15 protein-coding genes are annotated in these 16,776 nt (G+C 28.8%); 2 read left to right on the top strand and 13 right to left on the bottom strand.

Annotation, left to right across the window (positions count from 1 at the left end; genetic code table 11):
* Position 1: 1 nt before the first annotated feature.
* The 9 genes from CX675_RS06185 to CX675_RS06150 all read right to left on the bottom strand — a co-directional run bounded on the left by CX675_RS06185 (position 2) and on the right by CX675_RS06150 (position 9,425).
* A complete protein-coding gene (locus tag CX675_RS06185; protein WP_130734341.1) occupies positions 2 to 1,618 on the bottom strand; it encodes a S8 family serine peptidase in 1,617 nt (538 codons plus the stop codon).
* A 57-nt stretch (positions 1,619 to 1,675) separates the two neighbouring features.
* Positions 1,676 to 1,840 (bottom strand): hypothetical protein, encoded by a 165-nt coding sequence (locus CX675_RS19740; RefSeq protein WP_165395982.1) that lies wholly within the window; start codon positions 1,838 to 1,840, stop codon positions 1,676 to 1,678.
* A 121-nt stretch (positions 1,841 to 1,961) separates the two neighbouring features.
* Positions 1,962 to 3,656, bottom strand: coding sequence for a helix-turn-helix domain-containing protein (locus CX675_RS06180; RefSeq protein WP_130734340.1), 1,695 nt, complete (start codon positions 3,654 to 3,656; stop codon positions 1,962 to 1,964).
* A 441-nt stretch (positions 3,657 to 4,097) separates the two neighbouring features.
* Positions 4,098 to 4,547: a sterol desaturase family protein gene (locus CX675_RS06175; protein ID WP_130734339.1), complete on the bottom strand. Its 450-nt coding sequence runs from the start codon at positions 4,545 to 4,547 to the stop codon at positions 4,098 to 4,100.
* The gene (locus CX675_RS06170) at positions 4,547 to 5,386 is read right to left on the bottom strand and encodes a phytoene/squalene synthase family protein (protein WP_130734338.1); all 840 of its coding nucleotides are present in this window, start codon (positions 5,384 to 5,386) and stop codon (positions 4,547 to 4,549) included. Before CX675_RS06170 ends, CX675_RS06175 begins: the two co-directional genes overlap by 1 nt.
* Positions 5,383 to 6,849: an NAD(P)/FAD-dependent oxidoreductase gene (locus CX675_RS06165; protein ID WP_130734337.1), complete on the bottom strand. Its 1,467-nt coding sequence runs from the start codon at positions 6,847 to 6,849 to the stop codon at positions 5,383 to 5,385. Before CX675_RS06165 ends, CX675_RS06170 begins: the two co-directional genes overlap by 4 nt.
* A gap of 33 nt (positions 6,850 to 6,882) precedes the next feature.
* A complete protein-coding gene (locus CX675_RS06160) occupies positions 6,883 to 7,776 on the bottom strand; it encodes a MerR family transcriptional regulator (protein WP_130734336.1) in 894 nt (297 codons plus the stop codon).
* Positions 7,777 to 7,820: 44 nt separating this feature from the next.
* Positions 7,821 to 8,678, bottom strand: a complete 858-nt coding sequence (locus CX675_RS06155) for a GH25 family lysozyme (protein WP_130734335.1) — start codon at positions 8,676 to 8,678, stop codon at positions 7,821 to 7,823.
* A 9-nt stretch (positions 8,679 to 8,687) separates the two neighbouring features.
* On the bottom strand, positions 8,688 to 9,425 hold the full coding sequence (locus CX675_RS06150; protein WP_205728607.1) for a phosphatidylcholine/phosphatidylserine synthase: 738 nt from the start codon (positions 9,423 to 9,425) through the stop codon (positions 8,688 to 8,690).
* 347 nt (positions 9,426 to 9,772) lie between these two features.
* Between CX675_RS06150 and CX675_RS06145 the strand changes: the two genes are divergently transcribed.
* On the top strand, positions 9,773 to 10,759 hold the full coding sequence (locus tag CX675_RS06145) for a PorV/PorQ family protein (RefSeq protein ID WP_130734416.1): 987 nt from the start codon (positions 9,773 to 9,775) through the stop codon (positions 10,757 to 10,759).
* 15 nt (positions 10,760 to 10,774) lie between these two features.
* A complete protein-coding gene (locus tag CX675_RS06140) occupies positions 10,775 to 11,899 on the top strand; it encodes a DUF4105 domain-containing protein (RefSeq protein ID WP_130734334.1) in 1,125 nt (374 codons plus the stop codon).
* Positions 11,900 to 11,920: 21 nt separating this feature from the next.
* Here CX675_RS06140 and CX675_RS06135 read toward each other — a convergent pair whose 3' ends face one another.
* From CX675_RS06135 to CX675_RS06120, 4 genes are all read right to left on the bottom strand, one after another.
* Positions 11,921 to 13,303, bottom strand: a complete 1,383-nt coding sequence (locus CX675_RS06135) for an exopolysaccharide biosynthesis polyprenyl glycosylphosphotransferase (RefSeq protein ID WP_130734333.1) — start codon at positions 13,301 to 13,303, stop codon at positions 11,921 to 11,923.
* Positions 13,304 to 13,372: 69 nt separating this feature from the next.
* Entirely contained in the window at positions 13,373 to 14,389 is a 1,017-nt protein-coding gene (locus CX675_RS06130) for a glycosyltransferase family 4 protein (RefSeq protein ID WP_130734332.1), read from the bottom strand.
* Positions 14,355 to 15,713 carry an O-antigen ligase family protein gene (locus CX675_RS06125; protein ID WP_130734331.1) on the bottom strand — a complete coding sequence of 453 codons (1,359 nt, stop codon included), beginning with the start codon at positions 15,711 to 15,713 and terminating at the stop codon, positions 14,355 to 14,357. The genes CX675_RS06130 and CX675_RS06125 overlap by 35 nt, the downstream gene beginning before the upstream one ends.
* Positions 15,706 to 16,776: a glycosyltransferase gene (locus CX675_RS06120; RefSeq protein WP_130734330.1), complete on the bottom strand. Its 1,071-nt coding sequence runs from the start codon at positions 16,774 to 16,776 to the stop codon at positions 15,706 to 15,708. The genes CX675_RS06125 and CX675_RS06120 overlap by 8 nt, the downstream gene beginning before the upstream one ends.

Here is a 16,776-nt window from a genome sequence, read left to right as displayed (position 1 = left end):
ATTAATTCCTTTTCTTTTTACTTATTTCTTCTGCCATTTTCATGGCGTTATAGGTGTTTAAGATTTTTCCTGACTTACATAATTCAGAAAAGGGAACTAATTCGTTTTCTGTGCCTGGTTTAATAACTTGTTTATCTATGGTTACGCCCGATTCTAAAATAATTTGTTTTACTTCTTGTACTTTTAAATTAGGATAATATAACCAGATTAAAGCAGCTGTTCCTGAAACCATAGGCGCAGCTAATGATGTACCAGAATCATATTTGTATTGATTGTCTGGAATAGCAACGTATATGTCTTCGCCTGGTGCAAAAATATCGACGTTGTTTTTGCCGTAATCAGAGAATGAAGATACCATGGTGCTATCGGTTCGTTTAGAGATAGAACCTACGTTTATGAAATTGTTTACTAAGTTTTTCTTTTTATCATAATCGTAATCTGATGGGTAATAAGGGTTTGTGTCGATGTCGAAGCCATTATTACCAGATCCATGTATCAAAAGAACATTATGCTTTTCTGCGTATTTAAATGCTTCAGTAACCCATTGTTGATGTAATGAAAATTCTTTTCCAAAAGACATGTTGATTATTTTAGCACCATTATCGACTGCATAATAAATTGCCATCGCAATATCTTTATCGTATTCGTCACCAGAAGTTGAAATGCTTAATGGCATTATTTTTATGTTATTATGGAAACCTTTTGCTCCAATATTATTTTTTCTATTTGAAGCTATAATGCTAGATACTACTGTACTGTGTTTTCTTAAGTTTTTAGCATTGTTTAGGTTCTTATTTCCATACCCTTTTTTTAAAGCATTTTGATTGTCTTTAATATAATCTCTAGGATTAAAAGAAGTATTTAGATTTCTGTTTAAAATGGAATCTTTATCATTTTTAGAGTTTATTAAATTTTCAATAGTTTTATCGCCAGTTAAATAATCTGATTTTACATAATGTATTAATGCACCTAAATCACGATCATTACTATCTCTTTTTTGTTTATATGTTTTATCATTTATTTTATAGATTTTATATAAGCTATCTAATTGCGAGATTGAATAATCTTCTTTAGGGAAAAAATATTTTAAAGTATCACGAGCAATTTGACCAACATCAATGCTAAATTCCATTGATTTTAACCAATTCGAATAGAACCCAGAATAAATTTGGTGTTTTTGTTTAGCTCTTTTAAACTCATTGAATAAAAAAATAGAATCATTTTGAACTTCTTCTAATTCTTTAAAAACTAATTCATATTTTCTAACAAGTTTTGTGTATTCAAAATTACCATAAACATAATAACCTCCATTTGGTTTTCCAACAAAATTCCAACCGTTAATATCATCAATATACCCATTATTATCATCATCCTTGCCATTGTTTGGGATTTCGTTTTTATTAACCCAAAACTGACCTTGTAAATCTTCATGGTCTAAATCAATTTGAGAGTCTAAAACGGCAACAATGATTTGGTTAGTTGTCTTATTATTACTATTTTCAGAATACCAATAGTCTAATAGATTACTGTTAGATATTTGGTTGTTTTCTTTTTTTTGATACCAAAATGTCTCTTCAAGCTCAACGTTATTTTTATTAGTTGAGCAAGAAATAAACATCAAAACTATTATTAAAAGTTTTTTATTCACAATATAAAAAGGCTTATTGTTAAATTATTAACATTTATCACTACTCATTTTTTTTATGAGATCTGTAATGGTTCCAGGGTCATCATTTCCTGTTAATACATCACTAGTTCCTCCCACTGCCCTTTTTAAATTTGAAAGTTTAGCCACTTCGAATTTTTCAATGCTGAATTTTTTTTCATTTCGTTTTTTCATGTTATTTCGTTTTTTTGTTTGGAACAAATATACATGTCAATTTTAAAATTAGCTACTTTTAAAAAAAATAGCACTCGAAATTCCTGAATTTCGATTTCTTAATTTTTTATAATTCAAAAGATTATAGTTCTTTTAACTCTTTTATGAAATATGAAGGTTTGATTCCTGTTTTTTTATAAAATGCGTTTGAAAAAGATTCTGCAGTATTAAAGCCAGCTTCTTCTGCTATAGCGCTCATGGTATATTTACGTAAATTTTTCTTTTCCTTCAGTTCGTTTACAATGTAATTAATCCTTAATTCATTTACATAATGAACAAAGCTTTTTTCTTTTTTTGCATTTATAATGATGGAAAGGTATTTTGAATTTGTATTAAATTCATGAGCTAAACTTTGAATCATTATGTTTGAATTTAAATAGCCTTTACTTTTTTCAAATTTTTCTAATTCTGTAAGAATCATTTCAATTATCTCTTCGTTGATACCTAAGTTTTCATTATTTGAAGATGTTTCTCGTTTTTCAATTATTATCTCTTCAGTAATTTTATCTTTCTTATTGGTATTTATTAAATTTTCGAAACGTTCTTTGTATTTTTTATTTAGTTTAGTTTGCCTAACATTAAAAAATATAGAAAATGAAATTAGGATAAATAAGATACTTATAAGGTAATAGTTAAACTTTTTTCCATTATTTAATTCATCTATTATAGATTCCTTTTCTTTGATAAGGTGCGGTATGTCATAATCTTTTTGGATTTTTCGAGTTAATACTCTGTAATTTTTTTGAAATAAAGTATCAATCGTCATTAAGGTATTAATATATTGCAATTGTTTTTCTTTATCTCCTTCTCTTTTATAATAGTTAATTAAAAATCTATATCCATCAGTAAATTCAGGGGTAATAATTTTTGTTTTCTGATAAATAGAATCAACTTTGATAAAATTTGTTACTGCATTTTCATAATCTTTAAGACCTTCATACGCTTTGCCGTAATAAAAATAAGAAGCTAGAATATTGTTGCCAATATTATTCTTTCCTTTTAATTTTGGAAGAGCATGATTAACACTGTCAATTGTTGCATTATAATTTCCTTTTAAAACTTGATTTGCCCCTTCATTTAAAATAAAAATTCCATTTAAATATTCATTATTAAATTTTTTGGAATGATTATATCCCAAATTATTGTAATAACTAGAACTATCTAATTCTTTTAGAGATTTGTAAGCGTCCGCAAGCGCAAATAATGAATTCTCATAATCATAAGAAAATGTCGAATCATTTTTTTTCTTGTCAAAAAAAGCATTAAATTCTTTAAATAAGGGTAACGCTTCTTCTACTTCACCCATTTTTTCTGATTTTAAAATTCCTATTGCGAATTTGCAATGATAACAGTAGTCGGTATTCCTTTCTAAGGCTATTTTTTCAGCTTTTAAATAATTATCTATAGCTTCATCATAACGAAATAAATTTTCAAGAAACATTGCTTTCTCATAATAAGCAACTATAGGAAAATTTTTATCATTTATTGGAGTGTTTGTATTATGAATTATACTGTCGAAATAAGCTATCTTTAATTTTCCATTATTAATTAATGAATAATAGTAATACCCTCTTGCTAATTTACTTTGATTGTTTTCTTTTTTAGCTCTCTTAATAATTTCATTGGCATATTTTTTTTGGAATGATATATTACCATCATTTTCAAAAAAAGCTTTTTTTAACTCATCATAGTTCATGTTTTTTAAATCCTTTTCATCTGATTGAGCATAAAAAGATTGAAATAGAAATAACAAACTAAGTAGATAGAAATTTTTCATTGGAATTTTTAGCTTATCTGTTTGAATGTTTGAAGTTGTAAATATCTACTTTTTGTGTTATATGATTCTACTTTTTCCATTAAATTCCAGAAATACTACTCGAAATTCAGGAATCTCGAGTAGGTTCGTTTGTGAGTTAAAAAAAATGCAGGTAGTTTTGGAATATGAAAATACAACATTAGGAGAAGCTTTAAATCGTCCAAATTTTAAAAATATGGATCATTACAAAAGACCGAATACACGTTTGCAAAGATTGTACGTTTAAAGTATACTTGTATTGATAGCAGAACTTATAAAGAACGAATACCTTTATTTTGAAAAGAATATTGATTTCATCAAAATCTCTAAAATGTTGATATAATTCCTACCTTAATGTATGGAAAGATTGGAATATAAATCTCTTAAAGGATTTTAAATAATAACAATACAATGATTAAAGATTTACATCGAAAAATATTTCCAAGGCACATATAACATACCAAAACATTCCCCTTGCTCTTTACCTAAATGTTTGTGATGTATTTTATGGGCTTTTCGCAACCCAACTAAATATTTATTTTTTGTATTCTTAAACCATTTAAAACGCTGGTGAATCAATACATCATGAATTAAAAAATAAGCAATTCCATAACATAAAATCCCTAGACCGATAAAGAATAAAAAGTTGAGTTCTGGATGAATCCCAAAATAAAACAAAGCAATACTTGGAATGGCAAAAATGACAAAAAATGCATCGTTTTTTTCAAAAACACCTTGGTATTTAGGTTGGTGATGGTCTTCATGCAAATACCATAAAAAACCATGCATTACAAATTTATGGGTCAACCATGTAACGCCTTCCATTAGTAAAAAGGTTCCAAAAGTAACCAGTATATAAAATAAAACAGTCATTAGGCAATAATGTTTAATTGATAACGCAAATATGATTTTCCCAAAATTACTAATTTCAAAGGATTTGAAACACTTATTCTTTTGCTTAAAAACTCTTCAGGCTGTGTCTTATTAATTTTTTGCATTAAACTTTTATAGTAACGGTAAGCGGTGTAAACTCCAAATTTTGCTTCTGTAGGCAATTTTAAAATCCCTTTGAAAGCTTCCTCAAAATCAGCATTAATTTCTGCTACAATCTGCTCTTTATTCGCATTGGTTAACGAAGAAAAATTAATTCCTGGAAAATAGACACGTCCTAAATTTTCATAATCATGTTGTAAATCTCTTAGAAAATTGACTTTCTGAAAAGCAGAGCCTAACTTCATAGCGCTCGATTTTAATTCATTATATTTTTTTTCATCTCCTTTTACAAATACTTTTAAACACATTAAACCTACTACATCGGCCGAACCAAAAATATATTCTTCATATTCTGCAATTGAATTGTATTCTTTCTTAGTTAAATCCATGCGCATACTTTTCATAAATGGAGCTACCAATTCATAGAGTCCATAACGATGAACCACATGTTGAAAAGCATTTAAAATAGGGTTTAAACTAATGCGTCTTTCCAAAGCCTTTTTATATTCCGCTTCAAATTCATCAAGTAACGTAGCTTGTTCATAGCCTTCAAAAGTGTCCACTATTTCATCAGCGCAACGCACAAATCCGTAAATCGAATAGATATCATCTTGGATTTCTGGGGCTAACATTTTAATGGCCAATGAAAAAGAAGTACTATACTTCCTTGTAATTGTTTTACTGCATTCTAATGATGCTTGGTCAAATAATGCTTTCATGATGAGAATTCTTTTATAATTTTTTCACTTACTATTTTTCCGGAAATCAGGGAAGGTGGTACACCTGGACCAGGAACGGTTAATTGGCCAGTAAAAAATAAATTTTGAACCTTTCTACTCTTTATTTTAGGTCTTAAAAATGCAGTTTGTGTTAAAATATTGGCTAACCCATAAGCATTTCCTTTATAAGAATTATAATCTTTTATAAAATCATTCACACAATAGGACTCAACAAATATAACATTTTGCTTTACAGTTTGTTGGGTTATTTTTTCTAGCCTATCAATAATGATATTAAAATAATGCTTTCGTGTAGCTTCTGTGTCTTCTAAACCTGGTGCAATGGGAATCAAAAATGTAGCTGCTTCTTTACCATTTGGAGCAAAAAAAGAATCTGTTTTAGATGGAAAACTTGCATAAAACAGAGGTTTTTTTGGCCACACTTTGGTATCATATATTTCTTGAGCATGTGGTTCAAATGGAGTATCAAAAAACAACGTATGATGGGAAACATTTTCAATTTTTTTGTCAAAACCTACATAAAATAATAAAGATGAGGGTGCAAATATTTTTTTGTTCCAATATTTTTCAGAATACATTCTATTTTCTTTATCTAATAATTGCTCCGAGTGATGATAATCGGCTCCACTAACTACTATATCAGCAAACTCATCAATACCATTTACATGTACTCCAATTGTTTTTTTATCTTTCACTAAAATCTTAGTGACATTGGCATGAGTAACAACTCTAACGCCTAACTCTTTGGAAAGTTGTTCCATAGCTTCTACAACTGCATACATTCCTTTTTTGGGATGCCAAGTTCCAAGACCAAAATCGGCAAAATTCATAAAACTATAAAACGATGGTGTATCAGAAGGTTTTGCTCCTAAAAATAAAACGGGAAATTCTAGAATTTTAATAAGTCTCTCGTCTTTAAACCTCTTTCGAACCTCTTTTGAAATAGTAGAAAAAAACTGATGAACGCGCACTATGGTTTCAGTAGTAATTAATTCAGTTATTGAATCTCCAGGTTTATACACCATTTTATCTACGGCTATAGCATAATTATCTTGAGCTTCTTTTATAAAAGATTTTAGCTTTTTTGCACTCCCTTTTTCTATCGCTTCAAACGTTGCTGCAATAGCATCTAAATTATCGGCAATGGTTATTTTTTCATTTTCTTTAAAATAAACATCATAAGCAGGTGCCAATTTTTCTAACTGATAATAATCGGTTATTTTCTTATTAAAATCTGCAAAAAACTTTTCAAAAACGCCTGGCATCCAATACCATGTAGGCCCTATATCAAAATGAAATCCATCGCGGGAAAGCCTTCTTGCTCTACCACCAACAGTAGGGTTCTTCTCATAAATAGTAACTTCATTTCCTGCTTTTGCTAAATAACAAGCGGCAGATAATGAAGCAAAACCCGAACCAATAACAATGATTTTCTTGTTCATTTTGTTTTGTATATTGCTTTAAAAAATTATTCTTTACAGTTCTAAAATTAAATTTTGAATCTCAGAATAAAATGCTATTTTTTCTTGTTTATCTGTAGCATACTCTATTTGTTTACCAAGAACATGCAATGTATTAGGTGTATCTTTTAATATCGTTTGATAAAATTGATGGAGATAAGTATTTACGTCATCCGCATGCGGTTGGATTGTAAAATAGGAAATAAAATGAATTTCTTCAAAGTAAAGTTTCATGTCAGATAAATCTTCCATAGGCACACTTTCCCCTAAGTATACAGTACTATATCCTTTGTTTAACAACAAATAATTAATAAATATCAAACCTAACTCATGAATCTCATTTAGTGGCAAATAAAGAACAAATACTTTTTTTCTAGTATAATTTTCTTTTTGATGTATTGTTTCAATAGCTGTATATAATTTTTGCCTGATTAACGAACTTATAAAATGCTCATGAATAGGTTTGAGTGTAGCGGTTTGCCATAACATTCCTATTTCGTCTAGTAATGGTATAAAAACTTCGTAAAAAATTTCTTCAAAGGATTTGGTTTTTGCTAATTGAGAATAGGTCTCATGAAATAATTTAGTATCAAAATTAAACATGGCATATTTAAAGGAAGAAATTGCCAAAGAAGAACTGTTTTTTTCAGAATAAATTTGTTTTACTAAATTATTCATATCTTCCATAGTAAGAGAAGATATTTTAGAAATTTTATATCCAAAATTATTTAAAAAAGTAATATTCAACAACTTTAATAAATCTTCAGAATTGTACGATCTGATATTATTTTCATTTCTATCTGGTGAAAATATAGAATAACGCTTTTCCCATATTCTGATAGTATGTGCTTTAATTCCTGAGAGATTTTCTAGGTCTTTTACACTAAAAGAAGTTTTAATATTGTTCATCGTTTTTCAAATTTCGTTAAACAAATATAAAACTATTTTTTTATTTATGGCTTAGTTGCTTCTATAAATTTCACAAAATCACCATTAAACACGTTTAAATCTACCGTTCCTTTAATTCCTTCAACTTTCGCTTTTTCAGTAAATTGCCATAGCAACCATTCTTGTTCTGGCTTTTTTTTCCAGATATTATAATTCGCTATCCAAAATGGATATTCAGAAAATTCTTTTTTCAAAAAATCTTTGTAGTAACTTTCACCAGAATAAATTATTGGTTTCATTTTATAATGCTTTTCTACTTTAGTGAGCCATCTTTTTAAACCAACTTTTAAACTATCTAAAGACTGTGTTCTAGGTAGTTTTTCAATATCTAAAACAGGTGGAAAATCTCCAGAAGACAATTGTACCGTTTTAATAAAATTATTTGCTTGTAGTATCGAATTTTCATTAGGCCTATAATAATGATATGCGCCTCGTACAAAGTTATTTTTTTTGGCTGCTTTCCAATTCTTTTTAAACTTTTTATCAACTTTATCTTTGCCAGCAGTTGCTCTAATAAAAACAAAAGACAACGCAAAAGTATCGTCTACTTTTTGTGATTTTTCCCACTCAATTTCTCCTTGATACTCAGAAACATCCATTCCAAAAATAAAATCCTGATGTTCACTTAATACTTCATAAATTCTAATATCAGCTATTTTTCTTTCATCATTGGATAAACCATCTGTGTTATTGGTTTTAAAGCCTAAATAATATAAAACACCATCTTTAAATTGATAAAAGCCTAAACCAATAATGGCAATAGCCAAAAAAGAAATACTATAAAGCACTAATTTGGTAAAAGAAAACGAACTTTTCTTAGTAGTTTTCCTTTTAGAATTTGTATAGCTTTTCTTTGATGACACAGATGATTTTTATTTTTTTCCAAATCTGTTTACCACTACAGAAATAATGATATAACTTAAAATAATTATTGGAATAGCAATAAAACTCAATAGTACTAACAATATGGCTGCAAATAATACAAAAAGAATTTGCAGTTTAGATTCTTTCCAACTGAATTTTTTAAATTTTAAAGAAAATAAAGGTATTTCTGCATTTAATAGATACGAACTAACAATAGCAATAAGTACTAATACATAAGGGTTCTCTAATATTTTTACTAACCAATGATAATTATCAACATATTGAATCATTGGAATACTCATAATAAGTAATGTATTAGCAGGTGTTGGTAAACCAATGAATGAATTAGTTTGTCTGCTATCGATATTAAAATTTGCTAATCGATAACAGGAAGCTAGAGTTACTAAAAAACCTAAATAAGGCAATATTCCTAAATAAAATTGATCCTCTGTTACCATGAATTCTGGTCGGTTTTGTTGTAACGAATCGATTAATCTAAAAAGTAAAATTCCAGGTACAACACCGCTCGTAACCATGTCAGCTAAAGAATCTAGTTGCAAGCCTAAATCACTCTGAGCATTTAATTTTCTAGCTAAAAAACCATCCCAAAAATCAAAAAAGATACCCAAACAAACAAATTTAAAAGCATCATCATAAAATCCATTTGACAAGCATAAAATTGCGATTAATCCGCATAATAAATTTAAAAGTGTAAACGTGTTCGGAATTAATTTTATAATTTTCATAATATTCAACTTAAAAAACGCTTTGAATGTATCTTTAACCCTGATGGCAGTGAAAATCCTTTTCTAAAAAAAACAATTCGCTTATTATCAAACGACTAGTTTGTTTTTAAGAAAAGATTGCAACGAACAGCAGGAAAATGATTTAAAAAGAGCCTATTGTTTGGTTTTTACTAATTTTAGAACAAATGTAATACAATAAGTTAATACATTTAGAGTTTACTAATTAAGATTTTTATTTCATCTTTGTAAAAAATTAATTTGCTTTGAGAAAAACCTTTGTTGTTATTTTGTTTGTTTATGCATTAACTTCATACAGTCAGACTTTTAGAAAATATTCTAATGAGTTTTTGAGTATTGGTGTTGATGCTGCTGCATTGGGTATGAGTAACGCAGTTACTGCACAAACTGGTGATGTAAATTCGGGGTATTGGAATCCTGCTGGTTTATTACAATTAGAAGATAAACAAATTGCTTTAATGCATGCTAATTATTTTGCTAACATTGCACAATATGATTATGCTGGCTTTGCTATGCCCATAGACGACAGAAGTGCACTTGGTGTATCTTTAATACGTTTTGGTGTTGACGACATTTTAAATACCACACAATTAATTGACAATCAAGGAAACATAGATTACAATCGTATTTCTCTTTTTTCAACAGCAGATTATGCATTAACGGTTTCTTATGCTAGAAGCTTACCTGTTCAAGGCATTAATTATGGCGTAAATGCAAAAGTAATTCACCGAATCATTGGGGATTTTGCCAATTCGTGGGGATTTGGTTTCGACCTTGGAATTCAATACAAAAGTGAAAATGATTGGCTTTTAGGATTAATGTTGCGAGACATTACAACCACTTACAACACTTGGTCCATCAATACAGAAGAATATGAAAAAATTAAAAATGCTATTCCTGGTGAAAACCAAGAACTTCCAGAAACAAGTGAAGCGACACTACCAAAAGCGCAACTTGGAGTAGCAAAAAAATACATTTTCAGATACGATTACAGCTTAACGGCTGCGGCCAATTTAAATATGCAGTTTACACAAACAAACGACATTATTTCAAGTGAAATAGTGAGTATTGATCCAGCAGTTGGCTTTGAATTTGGCTATATTGATTTGGTTTTTGTAAGAGCAGGTGTGGGTAATTTTCAACAGATTACTCAAATTGACAACACTAAAAAATTGAGTTTCCAACCTAATATAGGTCTAGGCTTCAAGTATAAAGGCATTCAAATAGATTATGCTCTAACCGATTTAGGCGATCAAAGTGCGGCTTTATATTCTAATATTTTTTCTTTAAAAGTAGATTTTAGTATTTTTAGATAATTGAAAAAATAAGTTATGAAACATAAGTTACTTTCCTGCCTTTTAGTCCTCATTTCCTATATGAGTTACAGCCAAAATGTTTTTTTGTCTGAACAAGCAGAAGTAAGTATTTTAACATGTGGAACAGGCAATGAATCTTATTCTCTTTATGGTCATACAGCTGTGCGCTTTAAAGATGTTACCAATCATATTGATTTAGTTTACAATTACGGTACTTTTGATTTTGAAACACCAAATTTCATCTTAAAATTTGTTAAAGGTGATTTACAATATTTTATGTCTGTAAGTGATTATGCTAATTTTGAATATGGTTACCAATATGAAAATCGATCTATTTACGAACAAATATTAGAACTTCCTTTAGTTAAAAAACAACAACTCTTTGAATCATTAAACTCTGATTTAAAAAGTAAAAATCGGTTTTACACTTATAAGTTTATTGATCGAAATTGTACAAATATGGTTGTAGACAAGGTAAATCTTGTTCTTGGCGATACCATTATTAAAACAAAAAAGCCTGTAGATATTACCTATAGAGAAATTTTATTTCCCTATTCAAAAAATCATTTTTGGGAACAATTAGGCATCAATATTATCTTTGGAACTAAGGTAGATCAGAAAGCCGAACGACTATTCTTACCTTTTGATTTATTAACAGTTTTAAAAACAACTAACATAAACAACACCCCCTTAACAAAAGAAACAACCACTCGTTATGAAGCTAGATCAATTGCTTATGAAACTTCATTTTTTAACAGCAGTTATATACTAATTATTATTCTTTCCCTTATCGTTTTGTTACACAAGAAAAGTATTAATCTCATCTATTTTGGCAGTATTGGGATAATTGGTATTTTTCTTTGTGGTGTTGGCTTTTATTCATTACATAAAGAAGTTATGTGGAATTATAACGCATTACTTTTCAATCCTTTGTATTTAATTTTAGTATATTACTATAATAAAAATAACTTTAAAATGATGACATTATGGATTAAAATAATTGCTGGTATGCTACTTATTTATTTAGTTTACATGACCACAAAAGTTCATCTCTCTTTAATGTTGCCTTTTATTATAGCTCATTTTCTTCTTTTTAGTCGAATGATTTTGAGAAAGAAAAAAATTCTTGAAAAACGATAAAAAAATAGATTATAAAAACAGTTATTGTCCTCTAGCAAAAAGAATGGTACTCAATGTTTTCATAACAATATTGATGTCTAAAAACAAACTCCTATGTTTAATATAATATAAATCATAACGCAATTTCATTAAACTATCTTCTAAAGAAACCCCGTAAGGATAATTTACTTGAGCCCAACCCGTTAATCCAGGTTTAATAACATGCCTCGTTTGATACAACGGGATGTTTTTTGCAATTTCATCGACAAAAACAGGACGTTCTGGTCTTGGTCCTATAATTCCCATTTCCCCTTTCAAAACATTAATAAACTGAGGCACTTCATCTATTCTTGTTTTACGCAAAAATTTACCAAAAGGCGTTATTCTAACATCATTAGCAGTTGCAAAAACAGCTCCTTCTTTTTCAGCATTAACTACCATAGTGCGCAACTTATAAATTTCAAAAGAAATACCATTTTTACCAATTCTTTCCTGTGTATAAAATAATGGTCCTTTATTCCAAATGAAATTAAAAAAAGTAACCATAGGCAATACTAGTAAAAGACCTATTAAACCAAGCAATGAGAAAAAAAGATCAAAAAAACGACTGTAAAAAGCATATAAAGCATTTTGATTACTTCTACTAAATGGAAAAAACTTATACAATTCTTTGTCTTCAAAATGAATTGGAAGTCGGTTTGTACTATATTCATATACTTCTGAATATTGCCTAATGACAACTCCTTTTTCTAATAACTTTAAAAGTTGTGTATATAATTGAGATGAAATAATCTTACTATTTTCATTGGTAACAACAATTTCAGGTATATAGTTAGTTGCAAATAGGTTATCTAAATCCGAAACTGAAAAACAATTTAAAGTATTTTTAATCACTCGATCATCTGTAGGAACAAAACCTATAACTTGGTAATGAGGATTTACTTTTGTAAGTTCTTCCACTAAATTTTCTATTTTTTTGCTACTTCCCACAAAAAGTACTTTCTTAACAAAACGATTAGCTGCTAAAAAATAAATATAAAAGTTTCTCCATAAAAATAGAGCTGTCAAAATAGCAAAGAAGAACAATAAGATTTGTAATCGGTTTGAAGGTAGTGTAGGTGTGTAAAAAGGGGTTAAAAGATACAATAAGGTAGTAACTCCTGAAGTTAAGATAATACTCCTTAAAATTAAAATTTTGTTGTTTGCAATTTGCAAATTGTACATTTCAAAAATAGTTCCAATGCTGGTAATATACAAAGCAAGAAAAATGGTCCAATAATAATTATCTCTGGTAATTTGAAAATAATTAAAATTGAAGTATTTTCCAATAAGAAAAAGTAATAGCAGTACAAAAAAGACATCAAAAACTCGGAGTAAAATTTTTCTTTCCGATATTTCAAAATGTATTTTTTTTGATTTTATCATAATTTGGGGAATTATTCATATGCAAATTAAGGAATAAAAAAGTTACAAAATCATATTTTCAATGATTTTCTAATGCAATAGCGCTTTCCATTTTTCTTTAACTACATCCCAATCCATACTTTCTACTAATTTTCTAGCATTAAAAGTTAGGGTAATTCCTTTAATAGGATTACTAATAATTGCATCTATTGCTTCATACATTTCTAAAACTGCTCTGTCATTTACCAATAGTGCATTTTCATTGTTTTTAAGCAAAAAAGGTAAACCGCCTACGTTTGTTGAAACTATAGGCAAACCTAAAGCCATAGCTTCTAAAACACTTACTGGAGTATTATCAAAATGGGTGGTATTCATAAAAACATCATGATTAGCAGCCAATTGCCACCAAACTTCTTTATTTAACTGTCCTGTAAAATTAACGGTTACCCCTAACTCACTAGCGCGTTTTTGTGCATAAGCTAAACTACCATCTTTATCAGGTCCAACCATAGTTAAAACCGAATTTGGATATTTTTTTTGGAGCTTACAAAACACTTCAATAGCCATGACAGGATTATAAATAGATGCAAAAGCTCTAACCCATAATAATCGTGGTTGAAATTCTTTTCTTTCTTTAAATGAATAGTCATTCACATGTATGGTATTAGAAATATGTTTTACATTATTAAAACCTTCTGTTTCAAAAACACTCTTAAGATAATTAGACGGGGCAACATTGACGAATGCATTTTTAAAAAGTAATCGGCAGATACGTGGACTTTTTTGCAACCGTTTCGGTAAATTACCACCATGTAAAATGGGGATGTATTTTAATTTTAATATTCTAGCTAACTGACTTATTGCAAAAGCGTACCAAAATGCTTTAGTACTATAAGTATCAATTAAAACATAATCTACTTTCTTTGTCAAAGTAACAGTGGTTAAGATCATATCTAATAACCTGAAAAAGAATTTTTTCTTATCAGACGCAGAGAAAACCGTATACCCTTCTTCTTCAAGAGATTTTCCTAAAGTTTCCACAGTTGTCTTATTAACTCCGTGTTTTGATAATTTATTCCCTATGTATAACAGCTTGATTTTCTTCATTTTTATTTTCAAAGGTTACACTTAAAAGTGACAAAGCGTATATAAAAGCAGGTGCAGCTAATCGCATAGCTGCATGATTAATGGTAAGCAACCAAAAAAAGTAAAAAGAAAGTACAAAAAAATTAAATTTATTCTGTAGATATAAAACCAATGGTGTTATAAGCAAGATGAGTATAGCTAGAATTCCTAAGGAACCATGTTCAGCAAGTAATCTTGTTAATTCATTATGAGATGCAGCTACTATTCCTGTATATTCTTCTCTATATTCTTTATTTTTCCCTACTCCAATACCTAAAATGGGATTATCCATAAACATATTCAATTCTGTCATTGCTATTTCTTCTCTTCCTCCTAAACGATCTTCTTTTTCTCTTCCTCTAGCATCTTTATTAACATACCTATTTTCAATCAATCCATTTGTTTGCGCTACGCTATAAGTCCACACTCCTAAACTAACTAGTATACTCCCTAAAAACACAAACAACAAAGTATTTTTATTCTTTCTATTTGAAAACAAATACACTATAAAAAGTAAAAAAACAATCATTATAATACCCGTTAAAACACCCCCTCTAGAAAAAGTAACTATGGCTCTATAAGAAACAAATAACAATAATATAAAATGGAAAAGTTTCTCTTTTCTTGATTTTGAATACAGGAGTAATAGGGCAAAAAAGCAAAACATTCCCAATCCTAAAATAGTAGAAACTTGATTAGGACCAAACCCACCAGAGGTCTCAAAATTTGACTGTGTACCAGTAACTACATCTTTTATTGATGGCGTATATAAAAAAAGATACGCAACAGTAGAAACTAAAGGCAAAATCATTGTTTTGAGCAAAATTCCCATCTCATGGAAAGTAACTTTTCTTTTAAAACAGTAAAGAGTAGCTATAAACAAGGTTAATTCTCCCATAATGTTAAAAGCTATTGCTTTTCTAACATCGACTTTATATCCTAAAGTTACTGCACCAATAATAACTCCTGGAATGAGCAATAATAAAAAAATCCAGTAAACAAAAGAGTATTTAGAAAATCCTTTATAAAATATTCCTATTAACAAAAAAACAATAACTTCATATTTGGCTATTTCATGAAGCGCATTTCCTCCTGTCATTCTTAAAAAGACTTCTGAACTAACTACATAAGCACAAACAACTAAAGCTTGATTGTTGTCATTCTTTGTTTTTAAAAGTAAAACAAACCCAAAAACGAGTATACACAAACCGTATATTTTCGATAAAAAAGGAACTATAAATACTGCTAAAGCAATAAGCAAATGCAAAAGAACTAATATAAAATATGGATTGAGACGTTTAAGCATTTATAAATTCAATATATTTTTTAGAAACAGATTCAGCTGTATAATTTTGAGTAATTAACTCCTTAAGATTATCGCCTATTTGCTTTTTAAGATTAGTATCATGAATTAACCGAAGTAATGCTTCATAAAAAGCAATCGCTTCAAAATTAGGAATTAAAATACCGCTCACACTATCTTTTATTACATTTTCAATATCTCCTACTTTCGAACTAATAACAGGCAAACCAAACGTGCCATATTCCAACAAAGAAACTGGCAAACCTTCTGATAAAGAAGTAATTAAAGCAATATTTACATCTGATAATATTGCAGCTACATCATTACAAGAATCATATAAAAAAACTGTATTCTCCAAATTATTTTGGATTATTGCCTCCTTCAAGGCATCTGAATAAGCATCATTAAAATCTTTTCCTACGAGATGAAAACTCCAATCCACATGCTTCTCTTTCATTTTTTTTGCAATCTCAATCACTAAAAAATGATTTTTTTGCGGACGCAAATTGGCTAAACATATTATTCTCTTCCCATCATTTCCTTTCAAAATAGTTTCTTTACTAGTAATTTTGGATAATTCAGGAAAATTAGGTAAAAATAGTACTTCTTTACAGTACAAATTTTCTTTTGCCCAAACTTTTAAATTTTCATTCACCACAATAATCTTAGAAAAAAACAAAGACATTATCTTGAGTACAAACATTGGTCTTTTATTTAAAAACTCACTGTTCCCGTAATGATCATGCCAAATAATTTTAATTTTAGGATAACTTATTTTTAACAAACTAGCTAAAAAGAATGAACTACTATGTGCGTGAATAAATTGTATTTTATTCCTTTTTACAAATTTTCTCAAGCGAATTATAGCAGGTAAATCTAAAGTTTTATTTTTTCTTAAAAAATGATAGGAAACCTTAGAAGATATTGTTTCTATCAGTGCTCCTTCTTTTCTAGTGGTAATTATGCCCGAAAAATGAATCTTATCTGCAAGTACATTAGCTAAATTAACAGCCATTCTTTCTGCACCACCTGGTTCTAAACTATCTATAAGCTGAACAATTCTCAT

The sequence above is a fragment of the Flavobacterium sp. J27 genome, from assembly GCF_004303025.1.
Lineage (GTDB): Bacteria > Bacteroidota > Bacteroidia > Flavobacteriales > Flavobacteriaceae > Flavobacterium.
Note: the sequence above shows the minus strand (reverse complement) of the source record. Positions and strands in the feature narration are given on the sequence as shown.